Consider the following 20,162-nt stretch of genomic DNA (forward strand, 5'->3'; position numbering starts at 1 on the left):
CCCACCATGGAAACGCCGCACCTGATCTACTTCGCCGACGCCATGTGCTCGTGGTGCTACGGCTTCTCACCGGTGATCGCCGACATCCGCAAGACCTTCGGCCGCGCCCTGCCGATCCAGCTGATCATGGGCGGCCTGCGTCCGGGGACCGAGACCCCGATGACTGACAAGGCCAAGACCGAGCTCGCCGGCCACTGGCGCCACGTCACCGAAGCTTCCGGCCTGCCCTTCGACCCGGCCGTGCTGGAAACCCCTGGCTTCCTCTATGACACCGACCCGGCGGCCCGCGCGGTGGTCTTCGTGCGCCGCCACGACACCGAACTGGCCCTGACTTTTCTCAGTGATCTGCAGGCGGCCTTTTACGCGCAGAACCGCAACATCGCCGATCCGGAGGTCCTGGCCGCCCTCATCACCGAGCGCGACATGGACGGCCAGAGGTTCCTCGACATCTTCGACAGCGACGACCTCAAGCACGAGACCTGGCGCGACTATGGGACCTCGCAGCAGGCCGGCGTCACCGGCTTCCCGACCCTGATCGCCGGCCCTACCGAGGCCGGCGCCTATGGGGTGGTGACCCGCGGCTATCAGCCGGGGACCGCCGTGGTGCCGATGCTGGAAGCCTGGCTCTCGGGCCCGCTCAACTAGCCATGGAACGCTTCGACGTCGTGGTGGTGGGCGCCGGCGCCGCCGGGATGATGTGCGCTATCGAGGCGGGCAAGCGCGGCCGCTCGGTCCTGGTGATCGACCACGCGAAGGCGGCGGGCGAGAAGATCCGCATCTCGGGCGGCGGCCGCTGCAACTTCACAAACTCGGGCGCCAACCCCACCAACTTCATCTCGTCCAACCCGCGGTTCGCCAAGGGTCCGCTGCGCCGTTACCGGGCGCGCGACTTCATCGACCTCGTGGACCGCCACGGCATCGCCTGGCACGAAAAGACCCTGGGCCAACTGTTCTGCGACGACAGCGCCAAGGACATCATCGCGATGCTGCTGGCCGAGATGAAGGCCGCCCGCGTCCAGCTCCGCCTCGCCACCGCCGTCGCCAAGGTCACCAGGACGGCCACCGGCTTCGACCTCGACCTGCCCGGCGGCACGGTGTCGTGCGCCTCCCTCGTGGTCGCCACGGGCGGCAAGTCGATCCCGAAGATGGGCGCTACCGGCTGGGGCTACGAGATCGCCACCCAGTTCGGCCTGCCCCTCGTCGAGACCCGCCCGGCCCTGGTCCCCCTCACCTTCGAGATCGGCGCCCTGGAGCGGCTGAAACCCCTGGCCGGCGTCGCCGTCGACGCCGTCGTCGCCAACGGCAAGACGAAGTTCGCCGAGGCCATGCTCTTCACCCATCGCGGCCTGTCGGGTCCCGCGATCCTGCAGATCTCCTCCTACTGGCGCGAGGGCCAGGAGATCACGCTCAGTATGGCGCCAGGCGTCGATCTGATGGCGGCCATGAAGCTGGCCAAGACCACGCGGGGGCGGCAGACCACCGCCACCGTGCTCGCCGACCACCTCCCCAAGCGCCTGGCCCAGATGATCGCCGAGGATGAGGGCGCGCTCGGCAATATCGCCGACCTGCCCGACAAGGTCCTGACCCGGGTCGACGCGGCGGTGAACCGCTGGACCGTCAAGCCGGTGGGTTCGGAGGGCTACCGCACCGCCGAGGTCACCCTGGGGGGCGTCGACACCCAGGCGCTGAACCCCGGCACGATGGAGGCCGCCGATGTCCCCGGCCTCTACTTCATCGGCGAGGTGGTGGACGTCACCGGCTGGCTCGGCGGATACAACTTCCAGTGGGCCTGGTCGTCGGGATGGTGCGCCGGACAGGCGGCCTGAAGCGCCAAGCTTGGCCATACTGCGTCAATCCGCCCCACGTTCTTCACCAAGTCCCGTTCATTTTCTTTCACATTCTTCGCGCAACGTTGGGTTTCATCACGAACGGTCCCAGCGACCGAAGGCGCGTGGGGACCCGGTGCAGAAAGCCATCGAACGATTCACCCAGGCCGACCTGGTGGGCCACGTGCTCAGTCACGAGCGGTTCCTGGCCGGCAGTACGGGCGGCCGCCGGATGATCCTGCCCATGGCCGATCTCACCGGCCTGGCCATGCCCCGCCGCAACCTCGCCGACGCCGACCTCAGCGGCGCCAGCATGCGCGGCTGCGACCTTTCTGGAACCATTCTCGACCGCGCCATGCTGTTCGGCAGCGATCTGCGCTGCGCCAACATGGCCGGCGCCAGCCTCAGCCGCGCCGACCTGCGCGGCGCGGTGCTCTGCGGCGCGGACCTCTCCGACGCCGACCTGCAGGACGCCGACTTCCGTCCTGGCCAGATCGCCGCCCACTCGGCCCAGGGCTTCGTCTCGGTCTCCCAGCGCCAGCGCGCGGGCATGACCGACGGCGTCTCCAACCGCATCCGCGCCGACGTGAACACCGCCTTCGCCACCGATTTCTCCGACGCCACCCTGCGCGGCGCGAAGATGAACGGCGCCAAGATGAAGTCCGCCAACTTCTCCGGCGCCCTGCTGGAGGAAGCCGATTTCACCAGCGCCAACCTGGAGAAGGCTGACTTCACCAACGCGGTGATGTCGGGCTCGGTCCTGATGGGCTCCACCACCCACGAAGCCATCATGGACCGCGTGGTCCACGCCCCGTCAGCCGACGCGCTCGCCCGCCGCCCGGCCCTGCTGGAGGCCCTCGCCGGCCACCAGGTCTGGTGCCTGACCAACGGCAAACAGGGGGGCGCCGCCCAGGTGGAGGCCGCCGACCTTCGCGTGGTCGGAGACGCGCTGGCCGCGGGCCAGCTCACCGGCCTTCAGGCCCCAGGCGCATGTTTCGTCCGGCTCAATCTGGAGGGCGCGTTCCTGCAGGCCGCCAATCTGGAGGGCGCCGACTTCAGGGGCGCCAATCTGCGCGGGGCTGACCTGCGCGGCGCCCGACTGGCGGGGGCCAACTTCGCCCGCGCCGATCTGCGCGGCGCTATCCTCATGCACATGGAGATCGGCGCCCGCACCACCCCCACCGACCTCACCGGCGCCCGCTTCAGCTACGCCGACTGCCGCGGCGCCCTGCTCTCCCCGGGTCAACTCGACATGGCCGACGCCGCCGAAGCCCGGTTTGATAGGGCGGCCTAGACCCTACCGCTGATCCCGGCGACGGCCGGGACCCGGATTCATCTACCGCTTTCAGGATTCCAGGCGCAGGCCGTGACCTTTGACCTGGGCCCCGGCCTTCGCCGGGGAGAGCGGGGTTTCAAAAGATCACCCGCTCCTGGCCCCACCACAGGGGCGAGCGGGCATGATCGATGAACTTGCGCTCGTCCTCCAGCAGCAGTTTGGCCGCCGCCTGGGCCTCCGGCTTCGCCATCAGCACGCCCAGCGCCTCCAGGCTCTCGTACCAGAGCTGCGCCACCCCATCGTAGGGCGGGGGCGCATCGCGGCTGGCGCTCAAGGGCTCGGACATTTCATCGGCCAGGCTGTGCATCTGCACGTAGCGCTGGATGCCCAGCACCTCGCGCACGCTGGTCACCAGCGGCCCGTGGACCTTCAGCCAATAGTCCTGGAAGTCCTCGCGGCTCAGGCCCGGCCGGCGCACCAGGGCGAAGGTCAGCTTGATCATCGGCGTCTCCTCTTTGGGGCGACTATAGCGCCCGCAGGATGCCCATCGTCACCAGGGCCGCGTTGTCCGACGCCAGCTGGTTGAAGGCGGTATAGAGCTTGTCCCCGTCCCCGGCGCCCGCCAGGCTCGACAGTCCGCGCACCGCCACGAAGGGTTTGGCGTTGCACCAGGCCACGTGGGCCACCGCCGCGCTCTCGCAGTCCAGCACGCCGGCCTGGAAGGTCTCAAAGACGTAGTCCCGCAGCTCAACGTTGTTGACGAAGGCCGCCCCCGACACGCCATTGCCGCCGGCCACCACACGAGGCGCCTTGTCCAGCTGCGCCGCGCCCGAGCCCTTGGACAGCACCACCGTCACCGCCAGCTTGCGCGCCGCCGTCAGCATGGCAGGCGCCACCGGGAACCAGAACCGCCGCTCCGTCTCGCCGTCCGGCCCCGTCACCATCGCGGCCTTGGGGAACATCATCCCGAAATTGCCGTAGCCGCTGGGAATGCCCGAGGCCGGCTCGAACCCGCCCGGCCCTTCGCGGCCCATCACAGCGTCCAGGTAGTGCCCCCACTGGGAGGCCACGAAGACGTCGCCCACCTTCAGCTCCGGATCCACCCCGCCCGCGCAGCCGCTGACCATCAGGTGGGTGACGTTGAACAGATCCAATGTCCGCTGGGCCATCATGGCGCCATTGACCATCGAGACCCCGCACCGCACCAGCACCACCGCCTTGCCGGCTAGGGTTCCGGTCGTGAACGCCGCCCCCGCCACGATATGCTCGGCGGTGTCGGTCAGGTCCTTGCGCAGGGCGGTCAGCTCGCTCGCCATGGCGCCCAGCACCGCGATCCGAGGGGTGTCGTCCAGCATGCCTACTCCCGGGGGTCCTGCACGCAGAAGGCGGCGCCCTCCGGATCGAGCATCACCGTGTGATCCTCATGGGTATCACGCACCGTCCCTCCCAGGGCGACAATCCGAGCCACTTCGTCGGCACGAAGCCCGCCCACGATGTCCAGGTGCATCCGACGCCCCGGCGCCAGGGCCGCCACCTGCTGGAAGCAGAGGATCGGCCCCGGTCCGTCCACCATCACACAGGGGTCGGTCTCCGGCGTCAGGCCCAGCCCCGCCAGCCGCGCGATCTCCGCAGCGTCGTAGGCCCGCACCTCATAACCCGCCAGCACCCCGGCCCAGAACCGGGCCAGGGACGCGGGGTGGTGGCTGTCGACGACGATCTCGCGAATACGGGCCATCTGTGCGCCTCCCCTGTCTCACCCTGGCCTGTCGGAACGCGCCGCCCAGCCTCCTCCAGTGTCGCCCCGGCGGGACGCTGCGTCCCGCATCGCCTTATCCACAGCCTTGGAACGTTTTTGTGATGGAACCGGGAACGCGATCGTGATGCCGGCGTTGTGAAGATGCTCCGGCCTTGGCGGGAGTGTGGAACGCCACGAGGGGGTGGCGTGTCGCCCAAGCCATATCCCCCCCAAAATTCGGAGACCACCATGCGTTTTGCCACCCTGATGACTGTTGCCGCCCTGGGCCTCGCCGCCACTGCCTGCTCCAAGAAGGAAGAAGTGCCGGCCCCGGTCGCCGCTGACGCCACCGCCGATCAGGCCGCCATGGCCGCCGACCAAGCCGCCGACGTCGCGGTTGACGCCGCCGACACCGCCACCGACGCCGCCAAGGAAGCCGGCGACAAGGCGGGCGACGCGATGGCCGCCGCCGGCGCCGCCACCGAAGCCAAGGTCGACGCCGCCGCTGAAGGCGCGAAGCACTAAGAACCCTGCCTGGGCGCCGACAGGCGTCCACCAGGATTGATCAGGGCTCCGGTCGTCTCCCCAGACGGTCGGGGCCCTTTTCTATGCCGCCAGACGCGGCAGCCAGGCATGGCCGGGATAGAGCCGCGCGATCACCTCCCGCAACCAGGCCCTCGCGCCGGCCTCCAGCAGAGGCGCGAACAGCGCGAAGTCCGCCTCGTCCTTTGGCCGGAGCTTGGCGGCCTTATACAGCAGCGCGCCTTGCGGCTTCAGATAGGGCACGCCCGTCGGCGACAGCCCCGTCATCTGCGCTCTCGGGGCTGTCACGCTCTCGTCGCGCCGGAACACCCAGGTCGTGGCGTCACCCGGCTCGGCCATGACGTCCAGCCGCCAGGCGCCACTCTCCGCCACCCAGATCTGGTACTTGTCTTCCGGCGGCTCGGCGCCGGGGCCTAAGGTGAGGACCTCGCCATCCCCCACTGAATAAAGATCAAGTCCCGCCAGCTGCGCCTGCATCTGCGGGAGGAACGGTTTGGGGACGGCGATCTCCAGGTCCTCATGCATGCGGCTCTCACGGCCCAGCCAGACATCCAACGCCCAGCCTCCCACCACGCACCAGGGCGCCGCGACCCCGGCAAGGCGCGCGGCCACCTGCTCCGGCGTCCAGGCGGCCCAGGCGTCCAGGGGCGGCCCGTCCCAACGCGACCTGGTCTCGTCAGACATTCTCGACTCCCACCATATCCTTACCGTGCCTCGAAAACCGCGCCGGCGCCAAAAGTCGGGTAACGGACACTTCCTGTCGCAACCATCCGGCGCCGACCGCATTGTCTCAACGGCGAGAACGCCGGGATGCGGAGCTGGAATTGTGCGCGTGCTGATTGTCGAGGACGAGATCTTGGTCGCCATGGAACTTGAGGAAACCCTCAACGACCTGGGCCATATCGTCGTGGGCATCGCACCAGATCGCCGCAGCTTCGAGGCCTTGGCCGATGAAGACATCGACGTCGCCCTTGTGGACCTGAACCTCCGCGACGGCGCCACCGGCGTCGGTATCGGCCGCACTTTGGCGAACCGCCACACCGCCGTGGTCTTCATCACCGCCAATCCCGCCATGCTGCAGGACGGTGTCGTCGGAACCATCGGCGTCCTGCCCAAGCCCGCCTCCCGCAAGGCCGTCGCCGACGTCGTCGAATACGCCGGGCGCCGCAGCCCCATGCTCTCCCCTCCGGGCGAACTGCGCCTGTTCGCCTAGCGAGACCGATCAGGTGAACCGGTTGGGCCTCCTATAGGCGTTGGCCGGGGCGGTCATCGTCACCCGCAGACCCTCGGGCAGCCACTCGCGGGTCAGCGTGCCGCCAAGCTGTCCCTCCACCGACACCTTGGACAGCGTCGAGCCGAACCCCTCGACGGCCGGCGGTCCCACCAACGTCGGACCGCCGGTCTCGCGCCAGACCAGTCGGTAGTCGTCCCCCGTCAATTCCGCAGTGATGGCGACATGGCCCTCCGCCGCCGAGAGGGCTCCGTACTTGGAGGCGTTGGTGGCGAGTTCGTGGAAGATCAGCGCCAGGGGCGTGGCCGCCCGGTCGTCGATGGCGATGTCGTCACCGACCAGGCTGATCCGCATGCCGCCCGCCCCATCATAGGGCGCGAACAGCTCGGTCAGCAGGGCGAAGACCGTCGCCGCCCGGGCTTCAGGCTGCGAAGCCTTGCTGTGGGGCCGCACGAAGTCGTGGGCGCGGCCAAGCGCCATCACCCGGTCGCGCAGGGCCAGGGCATAGGCCTTGGATTCAGGGTGGTTGCGCGCCGACAGCGAAATCAGGCCCGAGATCACCGCGAAGATGTTCTTGATCCGGTGGCTGAGTTCCTGGCTGACCAGTTCCCGCTCCTCAGCCAGCCGCTTGGCGTCGTCTATGTCGGTGCAGGTGCCGAACCAGCGGGTGATCTGGCCCGCCCCGTCGCGGATTGGCAGGGCGCGGCCCAGCGTCCAGCGATAGACGCCGTCGTGGCGCCGCAGCCGGTACTCGATCTCGTAGGGCTGGCCGGTCTCCAGGCTGCGGCTCCACAGGGCCCGGGCCCGATCCTGGTCGTCAGGATGGAACATGCCGTTCCAGCCCTCGCCATCGGTGGAGCCCGGCGGCGTGCCGGTGAACTCGTACCAACGAGCGTTGTAGTAGTCGTGATAGCCGTCGGAACGGGTCGACCAGACCATTTGCGGCATGGAGTCGGCGATGGCCCGGAACCGGTCCTCGCCGTCCTTCAGCCGGGCGGCCTGCGCCCTCAGGTCCAGTTGCGCCATGACCTGGCGGGCCAGGGCCAGCAGGGTCTCGCTCTGCTCGGCGGTCAGGCCCTCTGGACGCGGCACAGTGTCGATCACCGCCACTGACCCGATCGGAACGCCGTCGGGACTGTCGACCCGCGCCCCGGCGTAGAACCGCAGCGAAGGGGTCGCCGTCACCAGCAGATTGCCGGTGGTCCGCGGGTCCTTGGTCAGGTCCGGGAACACCTCGATGTCGTCGCAGACCAGGACATGACGACAGATCGCCATCTCCACCGGAGTCTCACTGACCTCCAGCCCGATCTTCGCCTTGAACCACTGGCGGTCGGTGTCGACGAAGCTCACCACCGCGATCGGCGTCTTGCAGACGAGCGCGGCCAGCCGCACGATGTCGTCAAAGGCGGTCTCAGCCTCGGTGTCGAGGATGCCGGTGGCCATCAGCGACCGGATACGCGCGTCTTTGATCTGCGCTTCGCTCACCGGCCCAGCTTCTTCTTTTGCGCCAGGGTCTGGCGGAAATGTCTGATAGCAAACATGCCCGGATTACGCCTGGGTTTTGCTCGGGTTCCGAAAACGCGCGCCTTACGAACTCACGCAGGTGCTCAGATTGACCGGGGCGGTGGCTGCGCGCAGCCAGTCGCCATCGACCTTGGTGAACTCCGAGAAGCCCGACACCGGACGGTATTCGCTGCGCACCTCTTCCCAGCCTTCCCACCTCATCGCCACCACCAGCTTGGCGGTGACGCCCTTGGCCTGGTCGGTGGCGGCGATCTCCCGTTCGCCCTTGCAGCGCACCTCGAAGGACTGGCAGCCGTCGGCCTTGGCCGTGCACGCCGTATCGGTCGTCACGATCTGCTGGCGCCACGCCAGGATCGCCTCGTCCAGGCCGTCATACTTGGCCTCGGCCCCACTCTTGGCCTTGGGGCTGCAACTCGCCAGCAGGGCCGCGGCGGCCAGGATCCAGACTCTCTGCACAGGTTTCTCCGCTCGGTTTCGGGCCGGCGCTTCTCACGGCCAATCGAGGCGCCAGCAAGGCAGGCGCATCCATCCAACGCACGAGGCGTTGTGTCGGCTGAGGGACTTTAGGATTCTGGAGGTTTGGCTATGCGTCATATGCTTTTGATTGCCGGTTTGGTGGCCGCCGCCGCCGCCGCGCCCACCCTGGCCAGCGCGCGCAGCGCCTGCGACCAGCGCGCCCACGACCGCAAGGTGACCGGCACCGTGCTGGGCGCCGTCGGCGGGGCGATCATCGGGAATGCGGTGGGCGACGGAAAGGGCGCTGTGATCGGCGGCCTCGGCGGCGCCGTGGTGGGCAATCAGCTCGCCCGCACCAAGTGCGACACCGGCCGCAGCTACACCCGGGCCAGCAACCGCGCGACCTACCGCAACGCCAACTATCGCCAGGCTTCCAACGCCTGCCGCATGGTCAGCAAGCCATACTATGACGATCGCGGACAGGTCAGCTACTACCAGACCCGCGTGTGCGGCCAATGACCCCCGTCATGAGGACCGTGAGCCTGGCGGCGATGGCCGTCCTGTCGCTCAGCGCCTGTAGCGATAATGATGGTCCCAAGCTGGCCAAGGGGATCTGCACCCCCTTCGCCGCGGCCCCGGCCGCGACCACCACCACCGCCGGCGTTCCAGCCCTGGCCCCTGTCGCCGTGGTCGACGGCGCGGGTCCGGTGGAGGACTGCCTGCATCGCTGGGCCTATAGCCTGGCCGGCGCCAAGGACTCCGCCGACGTGGTGGCCGACGCCGCCGTGGCGGCCTGCAGCTCGGCGCTGTCGAAGTGGAACCAGGCCTCGCTCTCAGGTCCCGCCGGCCCGTCCGACGCGATCAGCCTGATATCCGGCGAGCCCACCAGCGCGATCGCCGAACATCGCAACTTCGCCGACTCGCGCGCCCTGTTCTTCGTGGTCCAGGCCCGCGCCGGCCATTGCGCCCCGCCGCCGCCCGTCAAGAACTGACCTGATCTCCCTCCCCAACCTGGGGAGGGAGAGGTCTAGTCGCGCACCTCAGGGTCAGGCAGGCTGCGGCCGCCACGTCCTGGGAGGGGCCGCATGACCGTCGAGCTGGGCATCATCGAGGGCTATTACGGAACGCCCTGGAGCTGGCGGGACCGCCGCGATCAGATCGCCGCCCTCTCGCCCCACGGCTATCGTTTTTACATGTACGCGCCCAAGGCCGACCCCTATCTGCGCCGCCGCTGGCAGGAGGAGCATCCCGCCGAAATGGCCACCGAGCTGATCGCGCTCGCCGACGCCTGCGCCGACCACGGTGTCCGGTTCGGAGTGGGCCTCAGCCCCTTCGAGCTCTACCGCGACTTCAACGCCGACGCGCAGACCGCCCTGGCCCGCAAGCTGGCCTTCTTCGACGCCCTCGGCGTCCAGGACCTGGGCATCCTGTTCGACGACATGCGCGGCGACCTGCCCGACCTGGCCGCCACCCAGGTGCAGATCCTGCACTGGATCGCGCAGCGCACCACCGCGACCCGCCTCATCGCCTGCCCCACCTACTATTCGGACGACGCCGGCCTGGACCGGGCCTTCGGCGCGAGGCCCGCCGACTATCTGGAAGACTTCGGCCGGCTTCTCGACCCGGCCATCGAGGTCTTCTGGACGGGCGAAGAGGTCTGTTCGCGCGAGTTCACCCCCGGACACCTGGCCCGCGTGACCCAGCAGCTCGCCCGCAAGCCGTTCCTCTGGGACAACTACCCGGTCAATGACGGACCGCGGATGTCGCCCCATCTGCACCTGCGCGCCTTCACCGGCCGCCCCGCCAGCATCGGCGACCACATCGCCGCCCACGCGGTGAACCCCGCCCTGCAGCCGATCCTCTCGCGTATTCCCGCCATCAGCCTGGCGCAGAGCTACCGCCTGGGAGATGACTATCAGTACGGCCAGGCCTTCCTCGCCGCCGCCAACGCCGTGCTGGGGCCCGACCTCGCCCGCCGCGTCCAGGGCCACCTGACCCTGCTGCACGACACCGGCCGCGACCGCCTCGGCGACGCCCTGCCCGTCTTGCGGGACCGCTACGCCGCCTTCGACCATCCGGGCGCCCGGGAGATCGTCGCCTTCCTGGACGGCGCCTACGTCATCACGCCCGAGATGATGGCGGAAGAACACTGACATCTGCTACGATCGTCGCCGGGGATATGACCGTTTTTGGAGGTTTTCCATGACGTCTGAGTCCGAGCTGCTCGCCCACGAGCGCACCTACCACGTCTTCAACATGCTGGTCCGCTGGTCGATGGTGGCGCTGGCCAGTTCCATCCTGGGCCTGACCCTGTGGTTCGCCACCCCCGCCGGCTTCTGGGGCGGCGCGGTGAGCGGCCTCACAGCCTTCGCCGTCGGCTACTGGTTCGTGGTCCGCCACGAGGCCCACCAGCCCCTCGACCCGTGGGCCCAGGGGCGCTGATCTATATCTACATGTCCTACTCCCCTTGCGGGAGAAGGAAGCGCGTCCCTTACCTCAGGCCTCGTCAAACGGCGGCGGCAGTTGCCCTGCCTTGAACAGGATCACCGGGTTCTCGTCATAGTCGCCCAGCTCGGCGTCGGCCGAGGCCGAGAACGCCACCACCCCCAGCCGGGTGTCCGACAGCCGGTCGGCCTTGCGCCGCGCCTCTTCGGCGCTCTTGCAGATCACCACCGGCTCGGCCTTCAGCGCCTTGCCCTTGCCGGCGATGTAGGACTGCACCAGGTGGACGGTCTCGATGGCCACGGCAGGCCTACTTCTTCAGGACGTTGGGGGTCCAGCCGGCCGGCGCATTGTCCTTGGGCTTTTCAGCCTTGGGCTTTCGGACTTCCTTGTTGCTCTTCTTCTGACCCTTGGCCATGGCGGCGCCTTTCATGTCCGGCGCGCGGAGGCGAACCGGAACGTGAGCTTCTAGCACGCCCCGCTTCGCCTCCCTGGCGAAATTCGTCAGGCCTTGCCGGAGACCTCGACCGGGGTCGGATCGTCCTTCGACAGCCAGCGATAGGTGACCCCGGCCAGGGCCGCCCCCACCAGCGGCGCGACCCAGAACAGCCACAGCTGCTGCAACGCCCAGCCCCCCACCAGGATCGCCGGCCCGGTGCTGCGCGCCGGGTTCACCGAGGTGTTGGTCACCGGGATGCTGATCAGGTGGATCAGGGTCAGGCACAGGCCGATGGCCAGGGGCGCGAAACCCGCCGGCGCCCGGCCATGGGTCGAGCCCATGATCACGAACAGGAAGACGAAGGTCATCACCACCTCGCACACCAGGCTGGCGGCCAGGGTGTAGCCGCCGGGCGAATGCTCGCCATAACCGTTGCTGGCGAAGCCGCCGGCCAGGTCGAACCCGGCATGGCCGCTGGCGATCACATAGAGCACGCCCGCGCCCGCTAGTCCGCCGGCCACCTGGGCGATCACATAGCCCGGCAGGTCGGCGGCCTTGAACCGCCCCCCGGCCCACAGCCCCACCGACACCGCCGGATTGAGGTGGCAGCCGGAGATATGGCCGATGGCGTAGGCCATGGTCACCACCGTCAGCCCGAAGGCCAGCGACACCCCGACAAACCCGATCCCCAACTCCGGATAGGCCGCCGCCAGCACCGCGGCCCCGCAGCCGCCCAGCACCAGCCAGGCCGTGCCGATGAATTCCGCCACCAGTTTCTTGATCATCTCATCTTCTCCCCAGACGTCGCGGCCAAGCTTAACCATAAGCCAGCCATGAACAACCCTCAGGCGAATCTGCGCTCCATCGGCCCCCTTGGGCCCTCAGGTGAAACCTGCCTAGACTGGCGCCGATCAAACGGGGGAGAGAGATCACATGGACCGGCCCGGCCTGCTGCCGAAACTGGTCCTGGCCCTGGCCATCCTCGGCGGCGTCAGCTTCCTGGTGGCCAACCGCTTCGCCCTGCCCGAGCCCGCGATGATCGCCTGGAAGGGCTCCGGCGTCGCCCTGCTGGCCGTCTACGCCGCGATGCGCGCCAGGACCCTCGACGGCTGGCTGCTGGCCGCCGTCATGGCGCTGGGCGCCACCGGCGACGTCCTGCTGGAGACCCACGGCCTGACTGCCGGCGCCGTGGCCTTCCTGGCGGGCCACCTGGTGGCCATCGCGCTGTACCTGCGCAACCGCCGCCCAAGCCTGGAGCGCAGCCAGCTCCTGCTGGCGATCCTCATCATCCCGGCCACGGTGGTCATCGCCTACCTGCTGCCCGCCGACCGCGCTGGCGCCCCGGGCGTCGCCCTGTATTCCGCGGGCCTGGCCCTCATGGCCGCCACCGCCTGGATCAGCCGCTTCCCGCGAATGCAGGTCGGCCTCGGCGCCCTGATGTTCGTCGCCTCCGACCTGCTGATCTTCGCCCGCGCCGGCCCCCTGGAGCACAACCCCTGGATCGGCTTCGCCATCTGGGCGCTCTACTTCGCGGGCCAGCTGCGGATCTGCCTGGGGGTGGCGGGAACGCTGGCGAAGCGGGAACCATAAACCCGCTCATCCCGGCGAAGGCCGGGACCCAGATTCATCTCTAACCGAACGGCTTTAGTCCGGCGCAAGCGCTTCAGCATCGAAGACGAAGCCGGGCCTGAAGCTACGACTCATGCAATCCGCATGGGCATAGGCCTCTTGCACCGGAAAGGTCTCCTCTGCCCTCGCGTTGAGATTGGAGATCGCAATGCGAACGGCCAACAGATCGTCGCCGCCGACTTCCTTCGCGCAGAAACAGCATTCGGTACTCATCTAGGTCGTTACGGCCTCGACGCTTTTCTTCGACGCCCTCTGCAGCTTCTGCTCCGCCTTCTTGATCCGCTGCTTGGCGTCCTGGACCCGCTCGCCGTCCACGACTTCTCGCTTCAGCACGCCGGTAGACATGATCTCGACGATGTCGGCCGCCTCCACCTTGAGATCGGGGAACAACCGACGAAGCTCGCGGCGGACGTTGCCAACGATGGAATCCGACAAGAGCAATTGGGCTACGGTGAAGTGGTTCACGACCTGCTCGTGCTGATGGAAGGCGTTGATCGCATCACCGGGCAAACCCTCCCGAGCGAGCAGGAACATCTTCTCCAGATCCGCCTGTGATCGAGGATTGAGGTCAGCGAGATTGAAGCGCGTGATCTCGTCCCAGGAGATCGGCTGCGCGAAGAGCACCTTGTAGAACCGCCATTCGACGGCGTTCGTCAGGATGATCCATTCGATCCCTTGATGGGCCCCGTAATTCACGGCCTGCCGAAGGTGGGCGTCGCTCAACGTGCTGCCGGCGCCCTTCACCTCGATCAGGAACCTGATTTTACCGTCTATCTGGATTGCCAGATCACAGAATGTGCCCCGAATTTGATGTTCGCTCGTGAGTTCGGAGTACTTGTCGTAGCCAAATACGTCGGCCAACACATCCTTCACTACAGTCACCGTGTCGGCTTCCGAAACATCCCGACTTCGATGCGAGGTGACCACCGACTGGTATGGCTTCAACTTCGCCTGGACGCGATCAATGAACTTCTTGGGTAACTTGATCATGCTGCCCTCCCCGGACAACCGGAAGGTTGATCCGCACGACCGCACCGTCAAGGTTGTTCACGGCTCGACGCTCTCACGGCGTACTCCACCAATCCCGCTCCTTCTCCGGGTCCGCCTTCGCCAGCGGCCCGCGCCCGATGGTCGCCAGCGCCTCGTCCTCGGTCTGGCCGAACTTCCGCACCACCACCACCCATGGCGGCTTGTCGGGGTCTTCCTCGTCGGCCGGCAGCGGCCGTCGCGCCCCGTACTTCTTGGGCGCCAGCATCGAGGCCGTCCAGCGCAGGGTCGAGATGCGGAGGGCGTCGGCCCGCGCCGTGGTCTCGGTGGACTCGAGCGCGATCTCCAGCATGGCGTCGGCGAAGATGTCGGCGGCCACCGCCTTGGCCTTCAGATAGGCGTCGTGGAAACCGTCATCGGCGCGGATCCAGTGATAGATGGTCGCCGCGCAGGGCATCTCGGCGTCGGCGCCGATGGACAGCACCGTCTCCCCGCCCGCGATGCGCCGCAGGATCACCCCGCCCAGCTCATCGGTGTAGATGGAGACCCGCCCCCTGCGTCCATCCTTGCGCGGCCGCAGCGCCTGGCGCCAGCGCCGGTCCTCATCTTCGGCCCGGTCCCGCGTCCGCCGCGCGCGCCGCGCCTGATCCCGCGCCCCCTCATAGGCCGCGCCGAAATCGGGCTCCCGCTCGCGCCATTTGTAGATCGCCTGCACCGAGGGCATTCCCGGCTCGCGCCCCAGGGAGGCCTCGCTCTGCCCGGCCGCGATCTTCTCGCAGATCAACTTTCCCAACGCCGGCGAGTAGCGCACCTGCGGACGGCGGTCGGGACGCCCAAGCGGCGGCGACTGTGACGACATGAGCATCTGGACGTTGTTTGGGGAGGTTCGCAGCCTCTCATGGAGCAGTCGATCCGTCAAGAACAAAACAAGAACGGTTGCCCGCCGCTACCGGCTCAGCAGTTCCTCGCTGAACGCCCCAAACCGCCCCTGCGGCTCCACCAGGTGGACCTCCAGGATCCAGTAGCGTTCGCGCCCGTCGGCGTCGCGCTCGCGCATCCGCAGGTCGTTGCCCGGCGCGATCAGCGAGACCGAGCGTTCCCCCGGGAAGGCGATGTGCGGAAACTCCCCCACCAGGTGGCCGGCGATCTTGCCGCCGAAGGTCCAGCCGCGCCGTTCGGCGGCCCTGTGCGCTTCGTCGTAGAGCTGCTCGCCGGTGATGTCGGGATGGGCTTCGTAGAACGCGCGAAGATCGGCCCACACGAGGGCGAGGTCGCGCCGGAGCGCCTGTTTCACCGGATCATCCCCCAGCACGAAGGTGCGCCCGAAGTCGGCCTCCCAGTCGTCGAACACCGGGCCCAGATCGACGAAGAGGATGTCGTCCTCGGCGATCACCAGGTCCGAGGTCTGGTCGTGGAAGGTGGCCACCGTGTTGGCGCCGGTGCGCACCAGACGCATGTGCCAATGGGCTGTGACCCCGAACTGTTCGGCGGCCAGGGCATGGATCTCGTTGGAAAGCTCGCTCTCCAGTACCCCCGCGCGCACCAGTCCCTTGGCCTCGACGGCCGCGAACAGGGCCTCGGCGCGGGCTTGGGCGGCATGCAAGCTCGCCAGCCGGGCGGGTTCTTCGAAGGCGGTCACCTGGTCCCCAGTTCGTGTCGTTCGTGTGGTTCGTGGTTCCAGTCTTCCGGTCCCGACGCGAAGTGGCCGAAGGAGGGATTCTCAGGACAAGCCCAAAATTTGGGGGAGTAGACCGGTACTGGCAAATCCGGTCGCGGGCGCCCGAGAGCGGAACTTCCCATCGTCTGTTGGGGGTCGTGAGCGGTCAGAACAGAATGACGGGCCGAGGCGCTTGGCCAAGATCGTTCCATGCACAGTGATCTTTGAACGCCACAGCCCCAAGTGGCCCGCGCCGCCAAAGGGATAGTGCGTCCTGTGACCGACAAAAGTGACCAGGATTGGCGGCGCCGTATGGCAGTCGCCATTTCCTTGGCTCTGCTGCGTGAGTTCTTCCAGGCGCGGCTGACAACATCCACAGCCTCCTACTGCGTAAGTCCCCAGAAATCCGCGATGCGGCGGGTCGAGGAAATACCAACTTCCAGCATATATTTCCCTTCTTCCCCGAGGCCATCGTCTCCCCCGCCCCTGATAGGCGTGCCGTGGCCCATTCTACTGATAATGTACTCCTCGATCGCCACTCGCCCGTCCGCGTCGCACCAGACCTGCCGAGGAACGCCGTCGACCTTCTCAATACGAGTCGGCGGTCCTTCGACCTTGTGGATCTTCTGCCATTGCCGAACGATGGAATCGGCGTTGGATTTGTCGACGGTTGTATCGCGGCCGCCGTGCCAGACCGAGATTGTCGGCCAGTGGCCGGCGAAGTTCGAGGCGCCGCGCACCAGGGCGTCGAGCGTGCGGTCCGACGGGCCGCCATATCCCTTCATGCGAAAGATCGCCTGCATCAGCGTCCCTGCGCTCCGGTAGGGCAGCCCGGCGATAATGGCGCCTCCCGCGAACACCTCCGGATAGGTCGCCAGCATCACAGAAGTCATGGCGCCACCTGAGGACAGGCCCGTGATGAAAACGCGTGACGGGTCAATGGCGTGATCGTCAACCACCTGCCTGATCATCTGACGAATAGAGAGCGGTTCGCCGAAGCCGCGGTGGCTATCACCAGGCTTGAACCAATTGAAACTGCGAATGGCGTTGTTGGACCGCCTTTGCCCCGGAAACAGGAGCGCTACCCCAGTTTCGTCGGCGAGAGCAGACCAGCCTGATCCGTTATTATAGCTTTCCGCAGACTGGTTGCTGCCATGCAGCACGACGACGAGCGGACCGTTCTTCGAGAGGTTGTTCGGAATATAGGTTTTCGCGCGAAGCGATCCGGGATCAGTGCCAAATCTGCGAAGTAGAGTCATGTCTCCGGTATCTGAATACATTATCACGCCGAATACTTTGCCGAAGCCCGGTATTGGCTACCAATTAACAACGCTCCGGCCCGCAAGTTGTTCCTACTACGGAAGCGTGCTGCACAGTCTACAGCCACTCCCGAGTGGCCTTCGACGTTTGCTGGAGCGTTGGTCATGTGGCCCTCGGCTAGCTCCGCGCGGCTCACCTCAGTAGCGGCGGCGATGATGTCGATACACGTACCCTAGGGCAGATCTCTCTGAGGTCGCTTGAGGGTCGCGTGCAGCCAGAAGCACAGGCCCCGCCGACTCCAGACATTCAGATTACGACGGCGAGCAATTGTTTGTCCCGGTGAACACACGCCCGAGGATGGCGGCTACTTCCCCCGCTCGTAGTTCAGGATCGGGGCCAGCCAGCGTTCGGCGGTCTTCAGGTCCCAGCCCTTGCGACGGGCATAGTCCTCGACCTGGTCCTTCTCGATCCGCCCGACGCCGAAATAGTGCGCCTCCGGGTGGCCGAAATAGAGTCCCGAAACCGAGGCCGGCGGGTTCATGGCGAAGCTCTCGGTCAGTTCCATGCCGGTCTGGGCGGGCGCGTCCAGGATGCGGAACAGTTCGGCCTTCTCGGTGTGGTCGGGCTGGGCGGGGTAGCCGGCGGCCGGGCGGATGCCGCGGTACTTCTCGCCGATCAGCGCCTCGATATCGAAGGGCTCGTCGGGGGCGTAGCCCCACAGCTCGGTGCGCACCTTGCGGTGCATGGCCTCGGCGAAGGCCTCGGCCAGACGATCGGCCAGGGCCGCGGCCAGGATCGCCGAATAGTCGTCGCCCTTGTCCTTGAAGGCCTTGGCGATCTCCGGCTCGCCGTGGCCGGCGGTCACCGCGAAGCCGCCGATCCAGTCGCGCTCGCCGATGGGCGCGATGAAGTCGGCCAGGGCCACATTGGCCCGGCCGCCCTCCCCCTTGGCCATCTGCTGGCGCAGGGTGTGCAGGCGGGTCAGTTCGACGGTCCGCGTCTCGTCGGTCCACACCACCACGTCGTCGCCGTCGGCATTGGCCGGCCAGAAGCCCACCACGCCGCGCGCCTCGAACCACTTCTCGGCGATGATCTGCTTGAGCATCACCTGGGCGTCCTTGAAGAGGTCGGTGGCGGCCTTGCCCACCACATCGTCCTCCAGGATCTGCGGATAGTGGCCGATCAGTTCCCAGCTGGCGAAGAACGGCGTCCAGTCGATGTGCGCCGCCAGGTCGCCCAGGTCATAGGCGGTAAAGGTGCGCGTCCCGATGAAGCTGGGGGGCGTCGCCTGCCAGCCCGAGGGCTTGAAGCTGTTGGCCCGGGCGTCGGCCAGGGTGGCGCGGACCCGGTTGGTGTTGCCCCGCGCGAACTGCTCGCGGACCTTGACGTAGTCGGCCCGGGTCTCGGCCTGGATGCGCTCGCTTTCGGTCTTCGACAGCAGGCCCGAGACCACGCCCACGGCGCGGCTGGCGTCCAGCACATAGGTGGTGGAGCCGCCCTGGTAGCCGGGCTCGATCTTCACCGCCGTGTGGGTCTTGCTGGTGGTGGCGCCGCCGATCAGCAGCGGAATGGTGAACCCGCGCCGCTCCATCTCGCTGGCCACATAGACCATCTCGTCCAGGCTGGGCGTGATCAGGCCCGACAGGCCGACGATGTCGACATTGTGGGCGATGGCCTCGTCCAGGATGCGGTCGCAGGCGACCATCACGCCCAGGTCGATGACCTCGTAGTTGTTGCACTGCAGGACCACGCCGACGATGTTCTTGCCGATGTCGTGGACGTCGCCCTTGACGGTGGCCATCAGGATCTTGCCGGCGTTCTCCCGCGGCTTGCCCTCCTTCTCGGCCTCCATGAACGGCATCAGATAGGCCACGGCCTGCTTCATCACCCGGGCCGACTTCACCACCTGCGGCAGGAACATCTTCCCCGAGCCGAACAGGTCGCCCACCACGTTCATCCCGTCCATCAGCGGACCTTCGATGACGTGCAGCGGCCGCTCGACCGACAGCAGCACTTCCTCGGTGTCGGCCTCGATGAAGTCGGTCAGGCCGTTGACCAGGGCGTGGGCCAGGCGCTTGGCCACCGGCAGTTCGCGCCAGGCCAGGTCGGGCCCCTTGGCCTCGGACTTGCCGCCCTTGTACTTGGGCGCCAGCTCCACCAGCCGCTCGGTGTTGGAGATATTGGTCCGCTGCGGCCGGTTGAGGATCACGTCCTCCACCGCCTCGCGCAGCTCCTCGGGGATGTCGTCATAGACCGGCAGGTCGCCGGCGTTGACGATGCCCATGTCCATGCCGGCGGCGATGGCGTGATAGAGGAACACCCCGTGGATCGCGCGCCGCACCGGCTCGTTGCCGCGGAAGCTGAACGACACGTTCGAGACGCCACCCGAGATGCGGGCCAGCGGCAGGGTGTCCTTGATCACCCGCACGGCCTCGATGAAGTCGACCGCGTAGTTGTTGTGCTCGTCGATCCCCGTCGCCACCGCGAAGATGTGGGGGTCGAAGACGATGTCCTCTGCCGGGAAACCGACCTCGTCCACCAGGATGCGATAGGCGCGGGTACAGATCTCGATCTTGCGCTGGGCGGTGTCGGCCTGGCCGACCTCGTCGAAGGCCATCACCACCACGGCGGCGCCATAGCGCAGGCAGGCCTTGGCCTGTTCGCGGAACTTGTCCTCGCCCTCCTTCATGGAGATCGAATTGACGATGGCCTTGCCCTGCACGCACTTCAGACCCGCCTCGATCACCTCCCACTTGGAAGAGTCGATCATGATCGGCACCCGGGCGATGTCCGGCTCGGCGGCGATCAGATTGAGGAACGTCTTCATGGCCGCGACGCTGTCCAGCAGCCCCTCGTCCATGTTGATGTCGATCACCGAGGCGCCGGCGTCCACCTGCTGGCGCGCCACCGAGAGCGCCGCGGGATAATCCCCCTCGGCGACAAGCTTACGGAATTTGGCCGAGCCGGTGACGTTGGTCCGCTCGCCGACATTTATGAAGATAGGTCTCATCAAATCCGCTCGTTCAACTCGGCCCTTCTCCCCTTGCGGGAGAAGGTGGCAGCGAAGCTGACGGATGAGGGGTCACGCTCCCCTATCCGCGCTTTTGGCGAGGTCTGACCGAATAGCTCGGTGCGACCCCTCATCCGACCTGCTGTC

At 67.3% G+C, this 20,162-nt stretch carries 25 protein-coding genes; 10 read left to right on the forward strand and 15 right to left on the reverse strand.

The window, feature by feature from the left end:
- The 3 genes from AAC997_RS02140 to AAC997_RS02150 all read left to right on the forward strand — a co-directional run.
- Positions 1 to 645, forward strand: a 645-nt coding sequence (locus AAC997_RS02140) for a DsbA family protein (RefSeq protein ID WP_340644054.1), incomplete at its 5' end; no start/stop codon positions are given.
- A 2-nt stretch (positions 646 to 647) separates the two neighbouring features.
- Positions 648 to 1,826, forward strand: a complete 1,179-nt coding sequence (locus AAC997_RS02145) for an NAD(P)/FAD-dependent oxidoreductase (RefSeq protein ID WP_340644055.1) — start codon at positions 648 to 650, stop codon at positions 1,824 to 1,826.
- 136 nt (positions 1,827 to 1,962) lie between these two features.
- Complete coding sequence (locus tag AAC997_RS02150) at positions 1,963 to 3,120, forward strand: pentapeptide repeat-containing protein (RefSeq protein ID WP_340644056.1); 1,158 nt, start codon at positions 1,963 to 1,965, stop codon at positions 3,118 to 3,120.
- A gap of 118 nt (positions 3,121 to 3,238) precedes the next feature.
- Here the strand turns inward: AAC997_RS02150 and AAC997_RS02155 are convergent, their stop codons facing one another.
- The 3 genes from AAC997_RS02155 to AAC997_RS02165 are packed head-to-tail and all read right to left on the reverse strand — an operon-like array spanning position 3,239 to position 4,837.
- The gene (locus AAC997_RS02155) at positions 3,239 to 3,604 is read right to left on the reverse strand and encodes an EthD domain-containing protein (protein WP_340644057.1); all 366 of its coding nucleotides are present in this window, start codon (positions 3,602 to 3,604) and stop codon (positions 3,239 to 3,241) included.
- A 22-nt stretch (positions 3,605 to 3,626) separates the two neighbouring features.
- Complete coding sequence (locus AAC997_RS02160) at positions 3,627 to 4,457, reverse strand: 5'-methylthioadenosine/S-adenosylhomocysteine nucleosidase (RefSeq protein ID WP_340644058.1); 831 nt, start codon at positions 4,455 to 4,457, stop codon at positions 3,627 to 3,629.
- A gap of 2 nt (positions 4,458 to 4,459) precedes the next feature.
- The gene (locus AAC997_RS02165; protein WP_340644059.1) at positions 4,460 to 4,837 is read right to left on the reverse strand and encodes a VOC family protein; all 378 of its coding nucleotides are present in this window, start codon (positions 4,835 to 4,837) and stop codon (positions 4,460 to 4,462) included.
- A 249-nt stretch (positions 4,838 to 5,086) separates the two neighbouring features.
- Between AAC997_RS02165 and AAC997_RS02170 the strand changes: the two genes are divergently transcribed.
- Positions 5,087 to 5,362 carry a hypothetical protein gene (locus tag AAC997_RS02170; RefSeq protein WP_340644060.1) on the forward strand — a complete coding sequence of 92 codons (276 nt, stop codon included), beginning with the start codon at positions 5,087 to 5,089 and terminating at the stop codon, positions 5,360 to 5,362.
- 81 nt (positions 5,363 to 5,443) lie between these two features.
- Here AAC997_RS02170 and AAC997_RS02175 read toward each other — a convergent pair whose 3' ends face one another.
- A complete protein-coding gene (locus AAC997_RS02175) occupies positions 5,444 to 6,064 on the reverse strand; it encodes a hypothetical protein (protein WP_340644061.1) in 621 nt (206 codons plus the stop codon).
- Positions 6,065 to 6,206: 142 nt separating this feature from the next.
- Between AAC997_RS02175 and AAC997_RS02180 the strand changes: the two genes are divergently transcribed.
- Positions 6,207 to 6,593: a response regulator gene (locus tag AAC997_RS02180; protein WP_340644062.1), complete on the forward strand. Its 387-nt coding sequence runs from the start codon at positions 6,207 to 6,209 to the stop codon at positions 6,591 to 6,593.
- A gap of 9 nt (positions 6,594 to 6,602) precedes the next feature.
- Here the strand turns inward: AAC997_RS02180 and AAC997_RS02185 are convergent, their stop codons facing one another.
- Both AAC997_RS02185 and AAC997_RS02190 read right to left on the reverse strand, forming a co-directional pair.
- The gene (locus tag AAC997_RS02185) at positions 6,603 to 8,096 is read right to left on the reverse strand and encodes a PAS domain-containing protein (RefSeq protein WP_340644063.1); all 1,494 of its coding nucleotides are present in this window, start codon (positions 8,094 to 8,096) and stop codon (positions 6,603 to 6,605) included.
- A 102-nt stretch (positions 8,097 to 8,198) separates the two neighbouring features.
- The gene (locus AAC997_RS02190) at positions 8,199 to 8,591 is read right to left on the reverse strand and encodes a hypothetical protein (protein WP_340644064.1); all 393 of its coding nucleotides are present in this window, start codon (positions 8,589 to 8,591) and stop codon (positions 8,199 to 8,201) included.
- Positions 8,592 to 8,729: 138 nt separating this feature from the next.
- Between AAC997_RS02190 and AAC997_RS02195 the strand changes: the two genes are divergently transcribed.
- The 4 genes from AAC997_RS02195 (at position 8,730) to AAC997_RS02210 (ending at position 11,033) form a co-directional block, all read left to right on the forward strand.
- The gene (locus tag AAC997_RS02195) at positions 8,730 to 9,110 is read left to right on the forward strand and encodes a YMGG-like glycine zipper-containing protein (RefSeq protein ID WP_340644065.1); all 381 of its coding nucleotides are present in this window, start codon (positions 8,730 to 8,732) and stop codon (positions 9,108 to 9,110) included.
- An 8-nt stretch (positions 9,111 to 9,118) separates the two neighbouring features.
- Complete coding sequence (locus AAC997_RS02200; protein ID WP_340644066.1) at positions 9,119 to 9,583, forward strand: hypothetical protein; 465 nt, start codon at positions 9,119 to 9,121, stop codon at positions 9,581 to 9,583.
- Positions 9,584 to 9,676: 93 nt separating this feature from the next.
- Positions 9,677 to 10,744: a beta-N-acetylglucosaminidase domain-containing protein gene (locus AAC997_RS02205; protein ID WP_340644067.1), complete on the forward strand. Its 1,068-nt coding sequence runs from the start codon at positions 9,677 to 9,679 to the stop codon at positions 10,742 to 10,744.
- Between the two features lie 49 nt (positions 10,745 to 10,793).
- Positions 10,794 to 11,033, forward strand: coding sequence for a hypothetical protein (locus AAC997_RS02210; protein ID WP_340644068.1), 240 nt, complete (start codon positions 10,794 to 10,796; stop codon positions 11,031 to 11,033).
- Between the two features lie 54 nt (positions 11,034 to 11,087).
- Here the strand turns inward: AAC997_RS02210 and AAC997_RS02215 are convergent, their stop codons facing one another.
- From AAC997_RS02215 to aqpZ, 3 genes are all read right to left on the reverse strand, one after another.
- On the reverse strand, positions 11,088 to 11,336 hold the full coding sequence (locus AAC997_RS02215; RefSeq protein WP_293495182.1) for a hypothetical protein: 249 nt from the start codon (positions 11,334 to 11,336) through the stop codon (positions 11,088 to 11,090).
- Between the two features lie 7 nt (positions 11,337 to 11,343).
- Positions 11,344 to 11,451 carry a hypothetical protein gene (locus AAC997_RS02220; protein WP_304698916.1) on the reverse strand — a complete coding sequence of 36 codons (108 nt, stop codon included), beginning with the start codon at positions 11,449 to 11,451 and terminating at the stop codon, positions 11,344 to 11,346.
- An 86-nt stretch (positions 11,452 to 11,537) separates the two neighbouring features.
- Entirely contained in the window at positions 11,538 to 12,257 is a 720-nt protein-coding gene (aqpZ, locus tag AAC997_RS02225) for an aquaporin Z (RefSeq protein ID WP_340644069.1), read from the reverse strand.
- Positions 12,258 to 12,405: 148 nt separating this feature from the next.
- On the opposite strand from aqpZ, the gene AAC997_RS02230 reads away from it, so the two are divergent.
- Positions 12,406 to 13,062 (forward strand): lysoplasmalogenase family protein, encoded by a 657-nt coding sequence (locus AAC997_RS02230; RefSeq protein ID WP_340644070.1) that lies wholly within the window; start codon positions 12,406 to 12,408, stop codon positions 13,060 to 13,062.
- A gap of 54 nt (positions 13,063 to 13,116) precedes the next feature.
- Here the strand turns inward: AAC997_RS02230 and AAC997_RS02235 are convergent, their stop codons facing one another.
- The 6 genes from AAC997_RS02235 to metH form a co-directional block, all read right to left on the reverse strand.
- Entirely contained in the window at positions 13,117 to 13,314 is a 198-nt protein-coding gene (locus tag AAC997_RS02235; protein WP_340644071.1) for a hypothetical protein, read from the reverse strand.
- Entirely contained in the window at positions 13,315 to 14,091 is a 777-nt protein-coding gene (locus tag AAC997_RS02240; RefSeq protein ID WP_340644072.1) for a hypothetical protein, read from the reverse strand.
- 73 nt (positions 14,092 to 14,164) lie between these two features.
- The gene (locus AAC997_RS02245; protein ID WP_340644073.1) at positions 14,165 to 14,953 is read right to left on the reverse strand and encodes a hypothetical protein; all 789 of its coding nucleotides are present in this window, start codon (positions 14,951 to 14,953) and stop codon (positions 14,165 to 14,167) included.
- Between the two features lie 81 nt (positions 14,954 to 15,034).
- Complete coding sequence (locus AAC997_RS02250; protein WP_340644074.1) at positions 15,035 to 15,727, reverse strand: M24 family metallopeptidase; 693 nt, start codon at positions 15,725 to 15,727, stop codon at positions 15,035 to 15,037.
- Positions 15,728 to 16,128: 401 nt separating this feature from the next.
- Positions 16,129 to 17,025, reverse strand: coding sequence for a PHB depolymerase family esterase (locus tag AAC997_RS02255; RefSeq protein ID WP_340644075.1), 897 nt, complete (start codon positions 17,023 to 17,025; stop codon positions 16,129 to 16,131).
- 344 nt (positions 17,026 to 17,369) lie between these two features.
- On the reverse strand, positions 17,370 to 20,015 hold the full coding sequence (metH, locus tag AAC997_RS02260; RefSeq protein ID WP_340644076.1) for a methionine synthase: 2,646 nt from the start codon (positions 20,013 to 20,015) through the stop codon (positions 17,370 to 17,372).
- Positions 20,016 to 20,162 lie beyond the last annotated feature (147 nt).

The organism is Phenylobacterium sp., assembly GCF_037968635.1.
Taxonomy (GTDB): domain Bacteria; phylum Pseudomonadota; class Alphaproteobacteria; order Caulobacterales; family Caulobacteraceae; genus Phenylobacterium.

Excerpts from the sequence above, each read along its gene's own strand:
- AAC997_RS02245 (WP_340644073.1), bottom strand. The coding sequence starts at position 14,953 with ATGCTCATGTCGTCACAGTCGCCGCCGCTTGGGCGTCCCGACCGCCGT.
- AAC997_RS02205 (WP_340644067.1), top strand. The coding sequence starts at position 9,677 with ATGACCGTCGAGCTGGGCATCATCGAGGGCTATTACGGAACGCCCTGG.
- AAC997_RS02160 (WP_340644058.1), bottom strand. The coding sequence starts at position 4,457 with ATGCTGGACGACACCCCTCGGATCGCGGTGCTGGGCGCCATGGCGAGC.
- AAC997_RS02210 (WP_340644068.1), top strand. The coding sequence starts at position 10,794 with ATGACGTCTGAGTCCGAGCTGCTCGCCCACGAGCGCACCTACCACGTC.
- AAC997_RS02235 (WP_340644071.1), bottom strand. The coding sequence starts at position 13,314 with ATGAGTACCGAATGCTGTTTCTGCGCGAAGGAAGTCGGCGGCGACGAT.
- AAC997_RS02170 (WP_340644060.1), top strand. The coding sequence starts at position 5,087 with ATGCGTTTTGCCACCCTGATGACTGTTGCCGCCCTGGGCCTCGCCGCC.
- AAC997_RS02255 (WP_340644075.1), bottom strand. The coding sequence starts at position 17,025 with ATGTATTCAGATACCGGAGACATGACTCTACTTCGCAGATTTGGCACT.
- AAC997_RS02240 (WP_340644072.1), bottom strand. The coding sequence starts at position 14,091 with ATGATCAAGTTACCCAAGAAGTTCATTGATCGCGTCCAGGCGAAGTTG.
- AAC997_RS02230 (WP_340644070.1), top strand. The coding sequence starts at position 12,406 with ATGGACCGGCCCGGCCTGCTGCCGAAACTGGTCCTGGCCCTGGCCATC.
- AAC997_RS02165 (WP_340644059.1), bottom strand. The coding sequence starts at position 4,837 with ATGGCCCGTATTCGCGAGATCGTCGTCGACAGCCACCACCCCGCGTCC.
- AAC997_RS02200 (WP_340644066.1), top strand. The coding sequence starts at position 9,119 with ATGAGGACCGTGAGCCTGGCGGCGATGGCCGTCCTGTCGCTCAGCGCC.
- AAC997_RS02220 (WP_304698916.1), bottom strand. The coding sequence starts at position 11,451 with ATGGCCAAGGGTCAGAAGAAGAGCAACAAGGAAGTCCGAAAGCCCAAG.
- AAC997_RS02175 (WP_340644061.1), bottom strand. The coding sequence starts at position 6,064 with ATGTCTGACGAGACCAGGTCGCGTTGGGACGGGCCGCCCCTGGACGCC.
- metH (WP_340644076.1), bottom strand. The coding sequence starts at position 20,015 with ATGAGACCTATCTTCATAAATGTCGGCGAGCGGACCAACGTCACCGGC.
- aqpZ (WP_340644069.1), bottom strand. The coding sequence starts at position 12,257 with ATGATCAAGAAACTGGTGGCGGAATTCATCGGCACGGCCTGGCTGGTG.
- AAC997_RS02155 (WP_340644057.1), bottom strand. The coding sequence starts at position 3,604 with ATGATCAAGCTGACCTTCGCCCTGGTGCGCCGGCCGGGCCTGAGCCGC.
- AAC997_RS02145 (WP_340644055.1), top strand. The coding sequence starts at position 648 with ATGGAACGCTTCGACGTCGTGGTGGTGGGCGCCGGCGCCGCCGGGATG.
- AAC997_RS02195 (WP_340644065.1), top strand. The coding sequence starts at position 8,730 with ATGCTTTTGATTGCCGGTTTGGTGGCCGCCGCCGCCGCCGCGCCCACC.